The organism is Paenibacillus sp. EZ-K15 (genome assembly GCF_002573715.1).
Taxonomy (GTDB): domain Bacteria; phylum Bacillota; class Bacilli; order Paenibacillales; family Paenibacillaceae; genus Paenibacillus_AQ.
Genome location: NZ_PDHM01000016.1, coordinates 87,510 through 103,454 on the forward strand (window position 1 = coordinate 87,510; position 15,945 = coordinate 103,454).

A 15,945-nucleotide genomic window follows, 5' to 3' on the forward strand; every position below is an offset into this window, starting at 1 on the left:
CATGTATGCTACTATAAAGGTGTAATCAGATACTCCAAATTGTTTAGAAGGGGACGATCCTCATGCATACCGATCAAATGACGATAAATTTCCTCCGCCTTTGCTACCATTGTGATGATGCTTGTTTATGCGACACCGAGGAGCAGTGTCTGGCCTGCTGGAATGAGCAGGAAATGACACCGCAGGAGCATGAAATGACAGGACAAGAAGAAACGATGAAATGGATGAGATTGGCTTACGATTGAATGGACATGAAGACAATGAAGACAATAAAGAGAATGAATGAAACAGGACGTTCTAGTCCCGGGAAGAAGCTGATGACTGGCAAAATGCAGACATCAGCTTTTTTGGTGCTCCCAGAAAGGGACAAGTTCTTAAAATTTCAATCAAACTTTCCATAAGGTATGAGTTAAATTGTCCGAATTAAAGCATATACATATTTCAAGACAAGGTGGAGGGGGAAGCCGTATGGGATCGGGGTCAGTGTGGATGTTCGATTTTTTCGGCAGCGTTATGCCCGTGTTTTTCATCGTCGTCATCGGGATCATTTTGCTGTCGGCCGGTAAGGGAATCTTGCAATGGAGTCAGAATAACCGACAGCCTTTGCTATCGGTCGATTCCAAGATTGTGAGCAAGCGAACGGAAGTGAAACACACGCAGCAGACAGATGATACGATGTCGAGCCGTACTCGTACCACCTATTATCTGACATTTGAAGTAGAGAGCGGAGACCGCATGGAGTTTGTTGTAAATGGGGAGGAATTCGGCATGTGCGCAGAAGGAGACGAGGGATTGCTGCGTTTTCAGGGAACCCGGTATTACGGGTTCGTTAGGCACCCTAGAGCGCGTCTTAACGTGGTTCGAGGTTATGATCATTCGAAATAAGAGACGGATTTGATTTTTATATCCGCCTTCTCTTGTGGTATATATGAAGGAGAAGGAGGGACAGCATATGAAATTTCAGGATAAAACGGTTGTAATCACGGGCTCTGCCAATGGGATTGGCCGCGGAGTGGCAGAGGCTTACGCTCTAAGCGGAGCTCGAGTGATATTAAGCGATGTTCATGAAGAACAGGGCAACCTGGCGGCAAACGCCTTGAAAGAACAAGGATTGAACGCTATCTTCGTCCCTTGCGATGTGAGGAAGGAAGAAGATATTAAACGCCTGATGAACCAAGCCGTCCAATATGCAGGCACCATCGATATTTTGATTAATAATGCCGGGGTCTCCCGTTGGAAATCGCCATATGAGCTTACGGTTGAAGACTGGGACGATGTGATCAACACGAATGCCCGAAGCTGTTTTTTGGCTACGCGTGAAGCGGCGGTACATATGAAAAAGGCTGGAAGTGGCGGGGCTGTCGTCAATATGTCATCCACGCGTTCGATTATGTCCGAGCCGAATTCGGAGGCTTATGCAGCTTCCAAAGGAGCCATTGTCGCGTTGAGCCATGCCATGGCTGTCAGCCTCGGACCAGATGGGATTCGGGTGAATTGTATAAGTCCTGGCTGGATTGAAACTGGAAACTACGATGAGCTCCGTTCAGATGACCATAAACAGCACCCAGCCGGGCGGGTAGGGATCCCAGCTGATATCGTCAAAGCCTGCTTCTATTTTACCGATCCGGACAATGATTTCGTGACGGGGGCCCATCTGGTTGTGGATGGCGGCATGACCCGGAGAATGATATATGAGCCTTAGTTCATCTGAATATGAAGAGCGTCTTCCCATGGAAGGCGCTCTTTTTCTTGATGGTCATGGGGCCGGAGTCTACCATATGATACAAATTCGTGATGCATTAACATTTTTGAAGAAAACCTGTTCATGATAAATAAAAACAGTATGATGTAATTAATGTAAGTACGAAAAAAGTCACATCTAAAGAATGGGAAGGAATGAGGGTATGGGGAAATTGACGACAACCAGTGCAAAAAATGAACGTTCCAATCGAGTGTCCGTGTTCGTTACGCTGCTCATGTCCTATCTTGTGATACTGCTAATCCCGGTCATCGTGTTCTGGGGACTGTATACGCAAATCGAGCGGATTATGATCGAAAATGCCAACAACTCCAACATGGCACTGATTGAGCAGGCGAAGCAGGTGGTGGACAGCCGATTGGATGAAATGCATCTGATTTCCCGGAACATCACTTCACATCCGCGACTGGATGGGCTGCTAAAGGCAAAATCCCCTCAAAATGGAACCGAGAACTACAATTACTATACTTTCATGCAGGAGATGCAGCGATACCGCAACAGCAGCAGTTTTATCACCGATTTTTATGTATATCTACGGGAGAGCGATACGGTTCTCAGTCCCACCTTAAAGACAACGTCCAGTGTCTTGTTTTCCGATATTTACGGATATGAAAAATTAACCTATCAACAGTATCAAGCAGATATTCTGCACGGCATCCACTTTAACCGGTATTTGCCCGTGACCGAAGTTGGCAAAGGATTAAATCAGAAACGTATGCTCACATATATGCAAACGCTTCCATTTGGAGAGAAGGCCAATCCCAAAGGCGCGCTTGTTATGCTGATTGAGGAGAGGCAGATCGCAGGATTGCTTGATGAGATTGTGAAAACAAACCACGGAACCATTTACATCAAGGATGCCAGCGGCCAAGTGATTCTTAGTGCCGGTGAATCCGAGGTTCGCAATATGGGTAAAACCGCGGATCATCCGCGTGTGTTGACAGTATCGACAAGATCTGCGAGGAGCGGGTGGGAGTACGTATCGGCCGTACCGGAAAAAGCGTTTATGGAAAAGGTCAATATGGTCAAACGAATGGCCGTTGGCGTTATGGCCATCTGTCTTGTCGCTGGGATTGCGGCCTGTGCCTTCATGACCTACCGCGCGTATTTCCCTTTGCGCGACATCATCCGCTTCATCCGGCAATCCCATCCGGCTAAGGAGGGGAAGGTACGAAACGAATATGATTTTATCAAATCGACGATGGCTGATTCCTTCGGTAAGCAGACGGAGATGAAAGAGCAATTATCCAGGCAAACCCCAGTGATTCGGTCCAACTTTTTGCAGCGTTTATTGAAGGGAAACGTGGATACGGCGGATATGTCCGATCATGCTCTGGATTTCATGGGGATCTCGTTCCCGCATTCCAGTTTTGCCGTTGCCTTGATCGAGTTGAGGGATGCCAGTGGGTTCATACATAATGAGCGGGAAAGAGAATGGGCCCTGATCCGTTTTGTCACCGGGAAGGTGGCGGAAGAAATTCATCCCTTTACCGCATATTCCGTGGAGCTGGAGAAGAACCTGGTTGCGATTATTCTAAACATGCCAGAGCCGCTGCATGACAAGGCAGGCCAGCTGTACGATTGGGCAGAGCAAGTGAAGCAGGTGCTTGAACAGCGCTTTAAATCCGAAATAACGATCGGGATCAGCGATATCCGTACAGGTCTTGGATGCTTGGCGAGCGGCTACACCGAAAGCTTGAAGGCTTTGGAATATTCCATTTTTACTGCGTATAAACCGATTTTATTGTACGAAGAAATGAAACAAAAAACGGGGGTGTATTATGATTTTCCCATTGAGACGGAAATCCAGCTCATTAACGCGATGAAAAGCGGGGATACGGATAAGGCGCAGGATATCATCCAGTGTCTGTACCACAATAACTTCAACGGACAATCCATCTCGCCTGAGCTCGGCAGACTCATGTTCGCTAACCTGCTCAGCACCATGTTTAAGCTGCTGAATGCTTTGAATTTGAAGTACGAGGATATATTCGGCGAGTCAGGCAAATCGCTTGAGGAAATTACGGAGGGGAGTACGGTAGAGGAGCTCTACCGGGAAGTGAAATGGATGATCGGCAAGGTTTGTCTCTACGTAAAAGATCAAAGGGGCGATTCCTCTTCGCTGCTGCTTGAGAAGATCAAGAGTTACATTACGGTTCACCACGACGATGCCATGATCAGTTTGGCTTCCATTGCCGAGCAATTCGATATTACACCGCCGTATCTGTCGGCTTTCTTCAAGAAAAACAGCGGCACCAATCTCACGGATTACCTGGCCAAGATTCGGATCGAACGCTCCAAGGAAATGATGCGGGATGCTAAAAATACGATTTCGCACATTGCCCGGTCCGTCGGTTATACCAGTGACGTCGGTTTTATCCGGGTATTTAAGAAATACGAAGGGATCACCCCGGGAAAATACAAGGATACCCTGCATTCCCTATCATCGACCTTAAGAAATGATCATCTCAATTCTTAATCCCTGTTTATGCATGTTGAAACTGTACGGTATACGATGTAAGCGTTTCAGCATTAATATTTGGGGCAGGGCTGGTTGGAATCACCTAAGCCTAGTCTTATCGGATGATCATTCATTAGGAAAAAAGGGAGGCGTCGTGATTTGAAAACAAACCGGAAACGTGTTGCGAGACTTGCGATCTTTATGCTGATTGTGGCTATGATTGCCGGATGCAGCGGAAAAGGCTCGGGGGCCGTGGAGCCTACCGGCGAAAAAGGTAAGGAAGGAACAGGCGTGGCTGCTGGCGGTGAAACGGGATATCCTGGGCAGCTTACCTATTGGGTATCGCTAAATGGAAACGCTTCAGCAACAATGCAGGATATGAACGGAATTGCCGCATATCAGGAATTGGAGAAAACGACGGGCACCAAAGTGAAGTTCCAGCATCCACCGGCGGGTCAGGAGGCAGACGCCTTCAATATCATGGTCTCGTCAGGCAATTTGCCGGATGTTGTGGAGTACGGATGGGCTAACGTATCAGGAGGACCGGATAAAGCAATTTCGGACGGTTCGATTATTCGCCTGAATGAGCTGATTGAAGAGCATGCTCCAAATGTATCGAAATTGTTGAACGAGCATCCGGAATACAAAAAGCTGATTACGACAGACGGAGGCAACATTTACGTATTTCCGTTTATCCGCGGGGACGAGTATTTGCTGACCTTTAATGGCCTTATTATCCGCCAGGATTGGCTTGATCAGCTAAAGTTATCCGTGCCGGAGACGATAGATGAATGGTATGAAGTATTAAAGGCATTCAAAACCAAGGATCCCAATGGAAACGGGCAGGCGGATGAAATCCCACTCCTGCTTGATATGGATATGACGGCAATCAATCATGCGTTTGTCGGCGCGTGGGGAATTACGACAGGTTTTTATCAGGTGGACGGGAAGGTGAAGTATGGTCCCATCCAACCGGAATTCAAATCATATTTGGAGACGATGAGCAAATGGTACGCCGAAGGTCTCATTGATCAGGATTACGCGGCAACGGACGCTACGCTAAAAGACGCCAAAGTGACCAACAATCAAGTGGGCGCCTTCTCCGGTTACATGGGCAGCAGCCTCGGCCGCTATTCTGAGCTCATGCTAAAAAGTAATCCGAACGTAAATCTGGTAGGTGCTCCGAATGTTGTATTGAAAAAGGGGGACACTCCAATCCTCGGACAGAAGGATTCGCCATTCAACGGATTTGGCGCGGCCATTACAAAAGCGAACAAGTTTCCAGCGGAGACGGTGAAATGGCTTGACTATAAATACGGTGAGGAAGGGCATATGCTGTTTAATTTTGGGGTCGAGGGAGTCAGCTACGATATGAAGGATGGATACCCGACTTACACAGATGAAGTGATGAAAAATCCGGATGGCCTATCGATCACCCAAGCGTTGTCGAAATACAATCTGGCCAGTTATTCGGGACCTTTTGTCCAGGATCGCCGTTACATCGAGCAGTATTCCGCGCTTCCCCAGCAAAAAGCTGCCATTGAGACTTGGATGAAGGCTGAGAATGACCGTTTGATGCCGATTATTTCACCAACGGCTGAGGAAAGCACGCGTTATGCCTCGATCATGAACGATATTAATACGTACTACGAAGAGATGGTCAACAAATTCATTATGGGCGTGGAGCCGATCAGCGGGTTTGATCAATTTGTCCAAACGGTTCAAGGTATGGGCATTGAGGAAGCGCTTCAGATTCAGCAAGCCGCGCTGGACCGGTTCAACAGCCGTTAAATTGTAGGTGCATGAAGAGGGAGAAGACTTCAGGATTCTCCCTCTAACTGTGAATGATTTTTTTGTCAGAGGAGGGCATAGGGTGCAGCTTAAGGAAGAGACAAACCACGTTACGTTACAGAGCAAGCCAGAGAGCTTCAGCACAAGAGTTGCGAAGGACTTTCGCCGAAATTCCACAATCTACCTGATGCTGCTGCCGGTGGTGGCGTTTTATGCCGTGTTTCACTACGGACCTTTATATGGCCTGCAAATTGCGTTCAAAAACTTCTCGGCAGGGCTCGGCATATGGAATAGCCCGTGGGTTGGATTTCAACACTTCAGCGATTTCTTTAACGGATTTTTCTTTGAACGGGTGGTTTCCAATACCATCATCCTGGGTGCGTACGATCTCATATTTGTTTTTCCCGCCTCCATTGTGCTGGCGTTAATGCTGAACGAGGTGCGGCATCGTATATTTAAGCGGACGGTACAATCCATTACGTATATTCCCCATTTCATATCCGTTGTCGTGGTTGTCGGGATGCTGGTGGATTTTTTGTCGGTAGACGGGCTGATCAATCACATCATCACCTACTTCGGCGGTAAGCCGATTTCGTTCATGCGGCTGCCGGAATGGTTCCGCACCATATATACCTCATCTGCCATCTGGCAAGGGATTGGATGGGGATCTATCATTTACCTCGCGGCCATTTCCAATATCGATCCATCCCTTTATGAAGCGGCTAAAGTGGACGGTGCCGGCCGCTGGAAGCAGATGCTTCAAATTACGCTGCCCGGCATTTTGCCAACGGTCATCATACTGCTCATCTTGCGGATTGGTTCCTTTATGGCGCTGCAGGATGAGAAGATCCTGATCATGTACAATCCGGTTATCTATGAGACGGCGGATGTTATCGGTACCTATGTCTACCGCAAGGGGATACTGGAAGCGAGTTACAGCTATAGTGCTGCTGTCGGCATGTTTAATTCCCTAATTAACTTTATGCTGCTCATTGGAGCCAATTATCTCAGCAAGCGGTTTACCGACACGAAGCTGTGGTAGAAAGGGGGCATCTCATGCGAACTTCAAAATCTGTCAGTGAAGTCCTGTTTGATTCTGCGAATGTCATTCTCTTGTGCTTGCTATCGATCGTCACGTTATACCCGTTTCTCTACGTATTGTTCGCTTCAATCAGTACACCGGCCGAATTCGTTCAGCACCGGGGTATCCTGCTGTGGCCCAAGGGCTTCTCGCTTGATTCTTATCGAATGGTATTTGAGAACCCCAATATCATCCGTAGTTACATGAACACCATATTTTATGTGGTGGTCGGCACGACGCTGAACATTCTGATGACGGCTCTCGGAGCCTATGGCTTATCCAGGAAAAACGTGATGTGGAAGAGCACCATTATGATGCTGATCGTCATGACGATGTTTTTCGACGGGGGGCTCATCCCGAAATACCTGCTCGTGAAAAATATGGGTCTGATTGATACGTACTGGGCTTTGATTATTCCAAGCGCCATGACGACATGGAACTTGATTATCATGCGAACGGCATTTCAAGGGGTACCGGATGCGCTCGAGGAATCCGCTCGGATCGACGGAGCCAGCGACTGGACCATTTTGTTTCGGATCATCATCCCGCTATCGCTGCCGGTCATTGCGGTAATGGTGCTCTTTTACGGGGTATGGCACTGGAATAAATGGTTTGATGCCCTCATCTATTTAAGGGATCGGGACCTGTTTCCGCTGCAGCTGATCCTGCGCGAAATTCTGATCCAGAACGATACCAGCAGCATGATGACCTCGGTAGGCGGGGGAGACCGGATGCCGGTTGGCGAAACGATTAAGTATGCAACGATTATGGTGGCTACGCTGCCGATTTTGTTTCTATATCCATTTTTGCAGAAATATTTCGTGAAAGGCGTCATGATCGGAGCCATAAAAGAATAAGGAGGTAGTTGACTTATGTGGGAGCAAGCCATTATGGATGCGGTAGAAAAAACAAAGAGGAATATTGAACAATTCCCGATGAAGTTTCCTCATATTACGGAAGAGAAGCGTTACGAGTGGGGAGAAAGCAATGACTGGATTGAGGGATTCTATACCGGAATGATCTGGCTGTGCTATGAATATACGAAGGACCCGCTGTTTAAGGAAACGGCAATAGCCCAATTGGAGGATTATAAGCTGCGTCTTGAGGAGAAGCGACATCTGGATCATCACGATATCGGATTTCTGTATCTGCCCTCTGCCTTGGCAGCGTGGATCGTGGATGAACATGAAGAGGGTAAACAGCTCGCTTTGAAAGCTGCGGATCATCTGATGCTGCGCTGGCGGGAAGAGGGACAGTATATTCAGGCCTGGGGCCGGGAGGGCGACGAGAAGAACGGCGGTCGTATTATCATCGATTGCATGATGAACATACCGCTGCTGTACTGGGCCTATGATCAGACGGGGAATGAGCGATACAAGCGCGTGGCCGTGGCGCACGCGGACAAGAGTCGACGCTACTTAATGCGGGGGGATGATTCGTCGTATCATACCTTTTACTTCAATCCGACAGATGGAACGCCCATCCGAGGAGGAACGCATCAAGGATATCATGACGGCTCAACATGGACGCGCGGCCAGGCATGGGCCATCTACGGATTTGCGCTCTCATACCGCTATACCCGTGATCCGAAATATTTGGATACGGCTTTACGTGCTGCCCGTTTCTTTATCGAATACCTGCCAGAGGATCATGTTGCGTATTGGGATTTTGACATTCCGATTGAAGAGGGTACGCCTCGCGATAGCTCCGCTTCCGCCATTGCGGCGTGCGGCATGCTGGAGATATTGGAGCATCTGGACGGAGAAGATGACAATAAAGGGCTATTGACAGAAGCCGTTGAGAAGTCGATGATATCTCTGGTAAACCGATATTCTACCATCGGTGAGGAGGGTGAGGAGGGCTTGATCAAGCATGGTTCCTATTACGTCAGAGGCGGTGCGGGGCCTGATGATTATATGATCTGGGGCGATTACTATTACCTCGAAGCCTTGCTGCGATTGACCAAAGGGATACCCGGCTATTGGTATGAGAGAGGTTAGTATAATTGAATCTGTGAAACATATTGGGGATGCCGCGCGCTATGCGGCACTCCCTTTTTTGTGTGAAATATCAGAGGATCATTGTTCACAATATACTCATTAGCATTGTCAGAATGTCTTTGTTATGATGAGGAAGATTCAAATTTGAGATAAATGGTTTGGAGGAGATATGTGTGTTGAAACATGTGAAAGCTTCAGTCTTGCTGACCTTGGGTCTGCTGCTAATACTGGTGTTCCCGACTGCAACGTGGGCCCATTCCAAGCTGGAAACCAGTACGCCCGCGGCAGATACCAAGCTGACGGAAAGCGTGCAGGAAGTAAGTCTGTCATTTAATGAAAATATCGATGAAAACTTGAGCACGCTCAAGATTAAGAATGCGCAAGGCGAATCGGTTGAAGTAGCGGAGGTCAAGATCAACCAGAATACCATGCTGGGAGCGCTGGCTGCACCGCTTCCATCCGGCTCCTATACGGTCGAATGGAAAATCGTGGGCGGCGATGGACATCCCGTGGATGGAACATACGCCTTCGAGGTAGATGCCCCGGAAGCGGAAGTTACCCCGGAGACACCAGCAGGTACTGAAGAAACGCCTGCGGATACAGGAAATACACAGGATGAAACAGCACCAGCAGATAACACCGCTGCGGACAACACGGATCAGACGGCTGACCAGAATCAGCAGGCAGACAACACTTCTGCTACCGATACCGAACAATCGGCAGGCAGTGGGTCAACCGTGTGGATCGTCGTCATCGTGATTGTAGCAGTTGTTGCAGGATACTTTGGAATTAGAGCATCACGGAAGAAAAAATAAATGTCTTACTATTGGTTAGGTGAGCCGTTTCTATATTTAGCCTATGCCATGCTAGCAGGCATCACGGTACTATCCTTGGTACCGAAATCATATAAGCCGGAAATTTCAGTTCCGGCCTGGCTTGGCCCAGTGGCAGCAGCAGCCATCATCGTATTCGGATTTGTGCCGCTGCTGCAAATCATCATGTTCTTCAAGGATGATATCGGGTTCTGGAAGTCCTTTAACAGCATCATGTTCAAGTTCAGCGAGGGCGAGCGTTACGCCTGGATTCTGGTTCTATCGATCCTATTGGCGATTCTGACCATAATCGTTCGCCGGAAACCCGGTTCTGTATTACGCTGGCTTATGCCCATTGCCTTGCTGGGCATTGCGGTGGCCATGTCCTCGTTTAACCATGCGGCATCCCTGTTCGATGGCGTTGGACAGCTTGCATTCTTCGGCCATTTTACCGCGATGTCAATATGGACGGGGACGTTGCTGCTTACAGGATGGTTCAGTGCGGATCAGGAGCGCTGGAGCGCATTTCTCAGATGGTTTCATCCATTAGCGGTCGCCTGCGTCATCGTTGTGATCGGATCGGGTCTGTTCCTGATGACGGCGGTGACGCCGGAGCCCATAAACAGCTGGACGCTGTCCTATGGGCAAGCTCTGCTGGTTAAGCATATTCTTATTCTGCCTCTGTTGGTGTTTGCCTTTGTTAATGGTTATCTCGTAAAGCGCAAGCTGCGCCGGGATTCTGGTTATCGTCCAGCGGCATGGGCAAGAAGTGAAGGAATTCTGATCTGGTTGATCTATATCGTCACCGGATATATGAACCAGCAGCCGGCTCCGCATGAGGTGATCGATACATTGGCCTCCTATGGTCCTGCTGCAACCTTTGTTTGGTTCCATCCCGGGTTTACGATTGGTGAACTGGCATTTACGTGGAGCTGGATTGGAATTCTTAGTCTGTGTCTCGGTCTTGCTCTTCTGTGGAATGTCGTGAACGTATTTCGCAGAAACCGGGCAGCTGCCGTCGGACTGTTAAGCGGCTTAGGCGGAGTTGTGTTGATCTATTGCGGTCTGATGTTCTCGGTTACCGCCGTTTAATATGGTTTAAATTTACAAGGTCCTTGCTGTTTATGCAGCGGGATCTTTTTTATTGTTGAATGAGGAAGTTGGAACTGGATAAGGATGGTATACTGGGGAGTAAATAGATTATAGCTTTTACATACACTAACACTTCAAATGGGGGAAGTTATATGAACAATGAGAGACAAATTCGCTTAGCATCGCATTCGGATGCATCCGTCCTGGTCCGGTTGAACTGGGAGTTTAATGAAGTGCAAATGCCGCTTGCGGATGTTGAAGACCGATTAAAGCAATCGGGTGAAATTGTAGCCATAGCTTATATGGGCGATGAAGCCGTAGGATTTGCCTGTGCTCAGTCCTTTCAATCTTTCTGTTATCGGGAGCTGATCGGTGAGATTACGGAAATGTACATTCAGGAGCGGGCGAGAAGGCAGGGGCTGGCGGGCTTGCTGATCGCTTTCCTGGAAGAACAATTGATTGCGCGTGGGGTTAAGACCGTAAAGGTGCTTACGGGTCATGATAATCATGGGGCCATCGGAGTATATGAGAAATCAGGTTATAAGCGGGAGGAAGAAGTGCTTCTGGAGAAAGAGCTGGGGTAAAATGTTGCCTGAGGTATAATGCTAACCAGGAATATTTCCATTGTTCGGTATGGGATTGGAGGTGAGCCTCATGTTATGTGATAAAGACCAATACGTTGAAGAATTGCTCATTCTGAAGACGATAGCGGAAAATTTGAATCAGAGCAACGATATGAAGCAAATGCTGCAGACGACACTTGAAAAACTGTTGGATTTAACCCAGCTTGAGACAGGATGGCTTTTTCTGGTCGAGGATCAACCTGACTATACCAAGATGGCTGATGTCAACCTTCCTCCTGCTTTGTCATGGGATAATCAAAAACCGATGCGATGCGGAGACTGTCTATGCCTTCGCATGTATTGGGCAGGAACTTTAAATGAACCGGTTACGATTATTGAATGTGAACGTCTGCATAATGCCAAAGAGCAGTGCTGGGGAGAAACTCGAAATCTGACCCATCACGCCACGATTCCCCTTACGGTTCAAGGTAAACGGCTGGGACTTCTGAATGTGGGTTCGCCGGGCAAAGCGCATTTTAGCGAGGGAGAACTTGCGTTGTTACAATCCGTTGCTTATCAGATTGGAACTGCGATCGAGCGGACAAAACTGTCCGAGCAAAAGGAGAAACAGGCGGTGGACAGCATCGCCCGCTTCATCGTCGATTATTATGCCAAGGCAAGCAAAGTAACCAGATATCTTTGGAAAATTAACGATATGAAGAGAATGCTTGTGGCGATCGTGGAGCAGCTTGCTCATTCATTTGACTGGCCGTGCGTTGCCATGATTACGTCTGACGATGACAGCTTGTATCTTCGTACGGTCCATCAGAATGGGCAGACGCAGAGCGGCAAGGAGCTGGTGCGTAAGGCTTCCAAAAAGTCCGCGCGAAAGTCAGGAATCGTACAACGTGCATATGAGGAACAGAACGTGGTGGTTCAGGAAGGCCTTCTCCGGGTGCTCCCGGGCGTTCAGCCCCATACGTATACGGCAGCAATACCATTAAAGCATCTTGAACGTATTTTTCAAACCTATGAGACGATGGGGGTGCTCCTCATTGGCCGGGAGAGAGGCCCCTTCAGTGAACTGGAGGTTGAAATCTTAGAGGTGCTGGCTGAGCATATTTCACTGGCGATTGAAAAGATTTGTTTATATTACGAGTGGCAGGATTTATTGTTGGTTGAAGAGAGGAACCGTTTGGCACGGGATCTTCATGATTCCGTCAATCAAAAGCTGTTCTCTCTTTCATTGCTTGCCCAAGGCGTTCGTGAGACGACCATACATGAGAACACGCATACGGCTGGGGCTATACATGATATTGGACAGCTGGCTCAAGAAACGCTCACCGAAATGCGGACGTTAATATGGCAGCTCCGACCTTCCGGAGATGCCAAAGGGATATTGGCTTCGCTGAAGGACTATGCCGAGAAACTTGGCATACAGCTGACGTTTCTCATGAAGGAAATCCCTGTTTTGACGAACCGGGTGGAAGAGACCCTGTATCGAATTGCGCAGGAGGCATTAAACAATATCAGCAAACACGCGGGAACGAATCGAGCCTGGATTCGAATGGAACAGGACGGCTCCTATCTATATATGAAAATATCGGATCAAGGCCGTGGATTCAACCCCGGATCGCCTGAGCAGTGTCCCCGCTCATTTGGGCTTACCAGCATGAAGGAAAGAGCTTCTGAGGTACAAGGAACATTAAGCATTAGCAGTGAGGAAGGTACGGGGACGATGCTGACGATCATGATACCGTTGTGGACAAAGGAAGAGGTTGTGGATCAATGAAGATTAAAGTTCTCATCGTTGATGATCATCTTGTCGTATTAAGGGGGTTGCGTTATTTCCTGCAGACACAGCCCATGATCGAAATCGTAGATCAAGCCCTGAACGGGCTAGAGGCTCTGGATAAGGTAGAAAAGCTGCAGCCTGATGTGGTACTGATGGATCTGAAGATGCCGGAGATGGACGGAGTTGAAGCCACAAAGCGAATCACAAGCAAGTTTCCTCATATGAAAGTCATCATTCTCACCAGTTTTGCCGACCGGGATTCGGTTCTGCCGGCGATTAAAGCGGGAGCGATTGGATATCAACTGAAGGATATCGAGCCTAAAGTGTTGGTCGAAACCATCATTGCTGCTGTAAACGGAAACCGCATGCTTCATCCTCAGGTAACAAACCAATTAATTGCTCATGTGGCGACAGATACCGAGGTTGTCAAAGGAATCGATATTCTGACTATCCGTGAGCAGCATGTTCTTGAACAGATTACGCTCGGAAGGAGTAACAAAGAAATCGCCGCAGAACTACATATTGCCGAGAAAACGGTAAAGACGCATATCACGCATATTCTGGGAAAAATGGAGGTACAGGATCGCACCCAGGCAGCGCTGTACGCGATAAGGAACCATTGGTTCGACATATAAACATCAGACTATGGTCGTAGTGACAGGTCTTATCTTCGGATAAGGCCTTTTTTGTAGGGCTGATTTAGACCAGAGCTGGACGTAACCGGTCTGGAATTGGGTTTAAATGGAACTACAGGGAAGCAGGAAGTACACCCCTGTAGGCTTGTAATTGCTAAAAAGGAGGAATAAACAATGACAATATTAGTTACAGGTGCGACAGGAAAAGTTGGTCGTCATGTTGTGAATGAGCTGCTAAGGACTGGACATCGCGTCAGGGCGCTCAGCCGATATCCGGCATCATCCAGATTACCTGCTGGCGTAGAAGTGGTTGCCGGTGATCTGAGTAACCCCGACACGCTGGTTCCAGCATTACGGGGTGTGACCGGCATCCATTTAATCACGACAGGAGCAGGCTACGTCCCGCTTACGACAGGGGAGGAGATTATTCGAATCGCGGAGGCTGCCGGAGTAAGGCGCGTCAGCGTACTGTGGGACGGAAAGAAAGGGACGGTGGAGGAAGCACTAGAATCGAGTAGTCTGGAATGGACACAGCTGCAGCCGGTAGATTACATGTCCAATGTTATGAACTGGAGAGAATCGATACGAACGGAGGGTGTTGTACGAGATATGTTTGATGATTCGTTAAATGCTTCGATCCATGAGCGGGATATCGGACGGGTGGCTGCAGTTGTCCTGTCGGAGGACGTCCATGCGGGCAAAATTTATCCCCTAACCGGTCCCGAGGCGCTAACGGTTCCTGACAAGGTGCAGATTCTTAGTCACTTTATCGGTAAAGATGTAAAGTTTATTCAGTTAACCGAAGAGCAGGAGCGCAAACGAATGGCCGAACTTGGGGTTGATAAGGGCGTCATCGATTACGTTATCAACTGGTACAAGAATCCACCGATCGAAGCATACACCGTCAATCAAACGGTTGAACAAATAACAGGACATCCTGCAAGAACGTTTGCCGAGTGGGCGGAAGAGCACGCAAGATACTTCAAATGATAAGAAAAGGAATTCACTATTTGCTGGAGCGTGCGGTCGTTTATCAATGATGCTGAACATCGCTCCGGTATTGACCAGGCGTGAGCCCTGTATTCCGCTTAAACACCGAATGGAAAGAATGCATGTCCTTATAACCGACCTTCTCGGCAATTGTACTGATTTTGTCGGGGGTGGTGCGCAGCAGCTCGCGGCTCATTCGAATGCGTACGGTCTGCAGATAGTGATGCCAGCTCTGGCCTGTATACCGGCGGAATAACCGCTGCAGGTGGCGTTCGCTGAATCCGCTGATCTGTGCAAGCTGCGTCAAAGTGAGCTCTTGCATGTACTGCCCCTCCACGTATTGAAGAATATCATGAAAGGAGTGGTGTTGAGGCTCTGATGTCATGGGTTGTGAATGTTCAATGGCCCGGTTGAACTCTATGATTAGCTGTAGCAGCAGCGTGTGCAGATAAACGGCAGAACCGCTGCCTGGCATGGCATTTTGTTCATAGAGGGAGCCAAAGAGCCTCTCGAAGCGATCATGACGGTCCATAATCGCGTGGTACCCAAGGGATCCATCTTCCATACGTTTCAAAAAGGGTGCCGTATCCGAACCCGATGCAAAAGCAATCAGTTTGGGCAGCAGCTGTACGGAGAATATGCAATTGTTCACAATGAGCGGTTTCCCGTTCGCAGCGGTGGGTCTAAATACGTGAGGCATTCCGAGTGGTATATAGAACATTTGACCTTTGCGTACGCGCTGTACCGAGTTCTCCAGGTGATGAAAGCCTTCACCCTCCGCAATATATGCAATCTCCAGAAAATCATGGTTATGGTAAGAGCCTGTAAAATTCTCCACGTTGCGATTCACATACATCAAGGTGTCGTCCTGGAAAAAGGTATCTCCGTAATAGGTTTCCATCGGTCGTTTCATCGTACATGCTCCTTATCATTAATCGTAGGATAGATGTCTGTTATGCCACATCG

At 48.3% G+C, this 15,945-nt stretch carries 15 protein-coding genes; 14 read left to right on the plus strand and 1 reads right to left on the minus strand.

The annotated features are described in order from the left end of the window. The first annotated feature begins 62 nt into the window (after nucleotides 1-62). From CRG97_RS13010 to CRG97_RS13075, 14 genes are all read left to right on the plus strand, one after another. Entirely contained in the window at nucleotides 63-245 is a 183-nt protein-coding gene (locus CRG97_RS13010; RefSeq protein WP_076321218.1) for a hypothetical protein, read from the plus strand. A gap of 223 nt (nucleotides 246-468) precedes the next feature. Further along, nucleotides 469-885 carry a DUF2500 domain-containing protein gene (locus CRG97_RS13015; protein WP_098743339.1) on the plus strand — a complete coding sequence of 139 codons (417 nt, stop codon included), beginning with the start codon at nucleotides 469-471 and terminating at the stop codon, nucleotides 883-885. Between the two features lie 67 nt (nucleotides 886-952). Beyond that, entirely contained in the window at nucleotides 953-1,702 is a 750-nt protein-coding gene (locus CRG97_RS13020; protein WP_098743341.1) for an SDR family NAD(P)-dependent oxidoreductase, read from the plus strand. 202 nt (nucleotides 1,703-1,904) lie between these two features. Beyond that, nucleotides 1,905-4,238: an AraC family transcriptional regulator gene (locus CRG97_RS13025; RefSeq protein WP_098743344.1), complete on the plus strand. Its 2,334-nt coding sequence runs from the start codon at nucleotides 1,905-1,907 to the stop codon at nucleotides 4,236-4,238. A 141-nt stretch (nucleotides 4,239-4,379) separates the two neighbouring features. Further along, complete coding sequence (locus tag CRG97_RS13030) at nucleotides 4,380-6,011, plus strand: type 2 periplasmic-binding domain-containing protein (RefSeq protein WP_098743346.1); 1,632 nt, start codon at nucleotides 4,380-4,382, stop codon at nucleotides 6,009-6,011. Nucleotides 6,012-6,093: 82 nt separating this feature from the next. After that, on the plus strand, nucleotides 6,094-7,053 hold the full coding sequence (locus tag CRG97_RS13035) for an ABC transporter permease (RefSeq protein ID WP_076321223.1): 960 nt from the start codon (nucleotides 6,094-6,096) through the stop codon (nucleotides 7,051-7,053). 14 nt (nucleotides 7,054-7,067) lie between these two features. After that, complete coding sequence (locus CRG97_RS13040; RefSeq protein WP_098743349.1) at nucleotides 7,068-7,949, plus strand: carbohydrate ABC transporter permease; 882 nt, start codon at nucleotides 7,068-7,070, stop codon at nucleotides 7,947-7,949. Between the two features lie 15 nt (nucleotides 7,950-7,964). Next, entirely contained in the window at nucleotides 7,965-9,092 is a 1,128-nt protein-coding gene (locus CRG97_RS13045) for a glycoside hydrolase family 88 protein (RefSeq protein ID WP_098743351.1), read from the plus strand. Nucleotides 9,093-9,265: 173 nt separating this feature from the next. Further along, a complete protein-coding gene (locus tag CRG97_RS13050; protein WP_098743354.1) occupies nucleotides 9,266-9,907 on the plus strand; it encodes a copper resistance CopC family protein in 642 nt (213 codons plus the stop codon). Next, entirely contained in the window at nucleotides 9,908-10,996 is a 1,089-nt protein-coding gene (locus tag CRG97_RS13055) for a copper resistance D family protein (protein ID WP_098743357.1), read from the plus strand. 152 nt (nucleotides 10,997-11,148) lie between these two features. Further along, nucleotides 11,149-11,580 carry a GNAT family N-acetyltransferase gene (locus CRG97_RS13060; RefSeq protein WP_098743360.1) on the plus strand — a complete coding sequence of 144 codons (432 nt, stop codon included), beginning with the start codon at nucleotides 11,149-11,151 and terminating at the stop codon, nucleotides 11,578-11,580. 70 nt (nucleotides 11,581-11,650) lie between these two features. Beyond that, nucleotides 11,651-13,351, plus strand: a complete 1,701-nt coding sequence (locus CRG97_RS13065; RefSeq protein WP_202618916.1) for a GAF domain-containing sensor histidine kinase — start codon at nucleotides 11,651-11,653, stop codon at nucleotides 13,349-13,351. Further along, entirely contained in the window at nucleotides 13,348-13,989 is a 642-nt protein-coding gene (locus tag CRG97_RS13070; protein WP_098743363.1) for a response regulator, read from the plus strand. The genes CRG97_RS13065 and CRG97_RS13070 overlap by 4 nt, the downstream gene beginning before the upstream one ends. A 174-nt stretch (nucleotides 13,990-14,163) precedes the next feature. Further along, nucleotides 14,164-14,979, plus strand: coding sequence for an NmrA family NAD(P)-binding protein (locus tag CRG97_RS13075; protein WP_098743365.1), 816 nt, complete (start codon nucleotides 14,164-14,166; stop codon nucleotides 14,977-14,979). Between the two features lie 43 nt (nucleotides 14,980-15,022). Here the strand turns inward: CRG97_RS13075 and CRG97_RS13080 are convergent, their stop codons facing one another. Further along, nucleotides 15,023-15,892: an AraC family transcriptional regulator gene (locus CRG97_RS13080; RefSeq protein ID WP_098743368.1), complete on the minus strand. Its 870-nt coding sequence runs from the start codon at nucleotides 15,890-15,892 to the stop codon at nucleotides 15,023-15,025. Nucleotides 15,893-15,945: the final 53 nt, after the last annotated feature.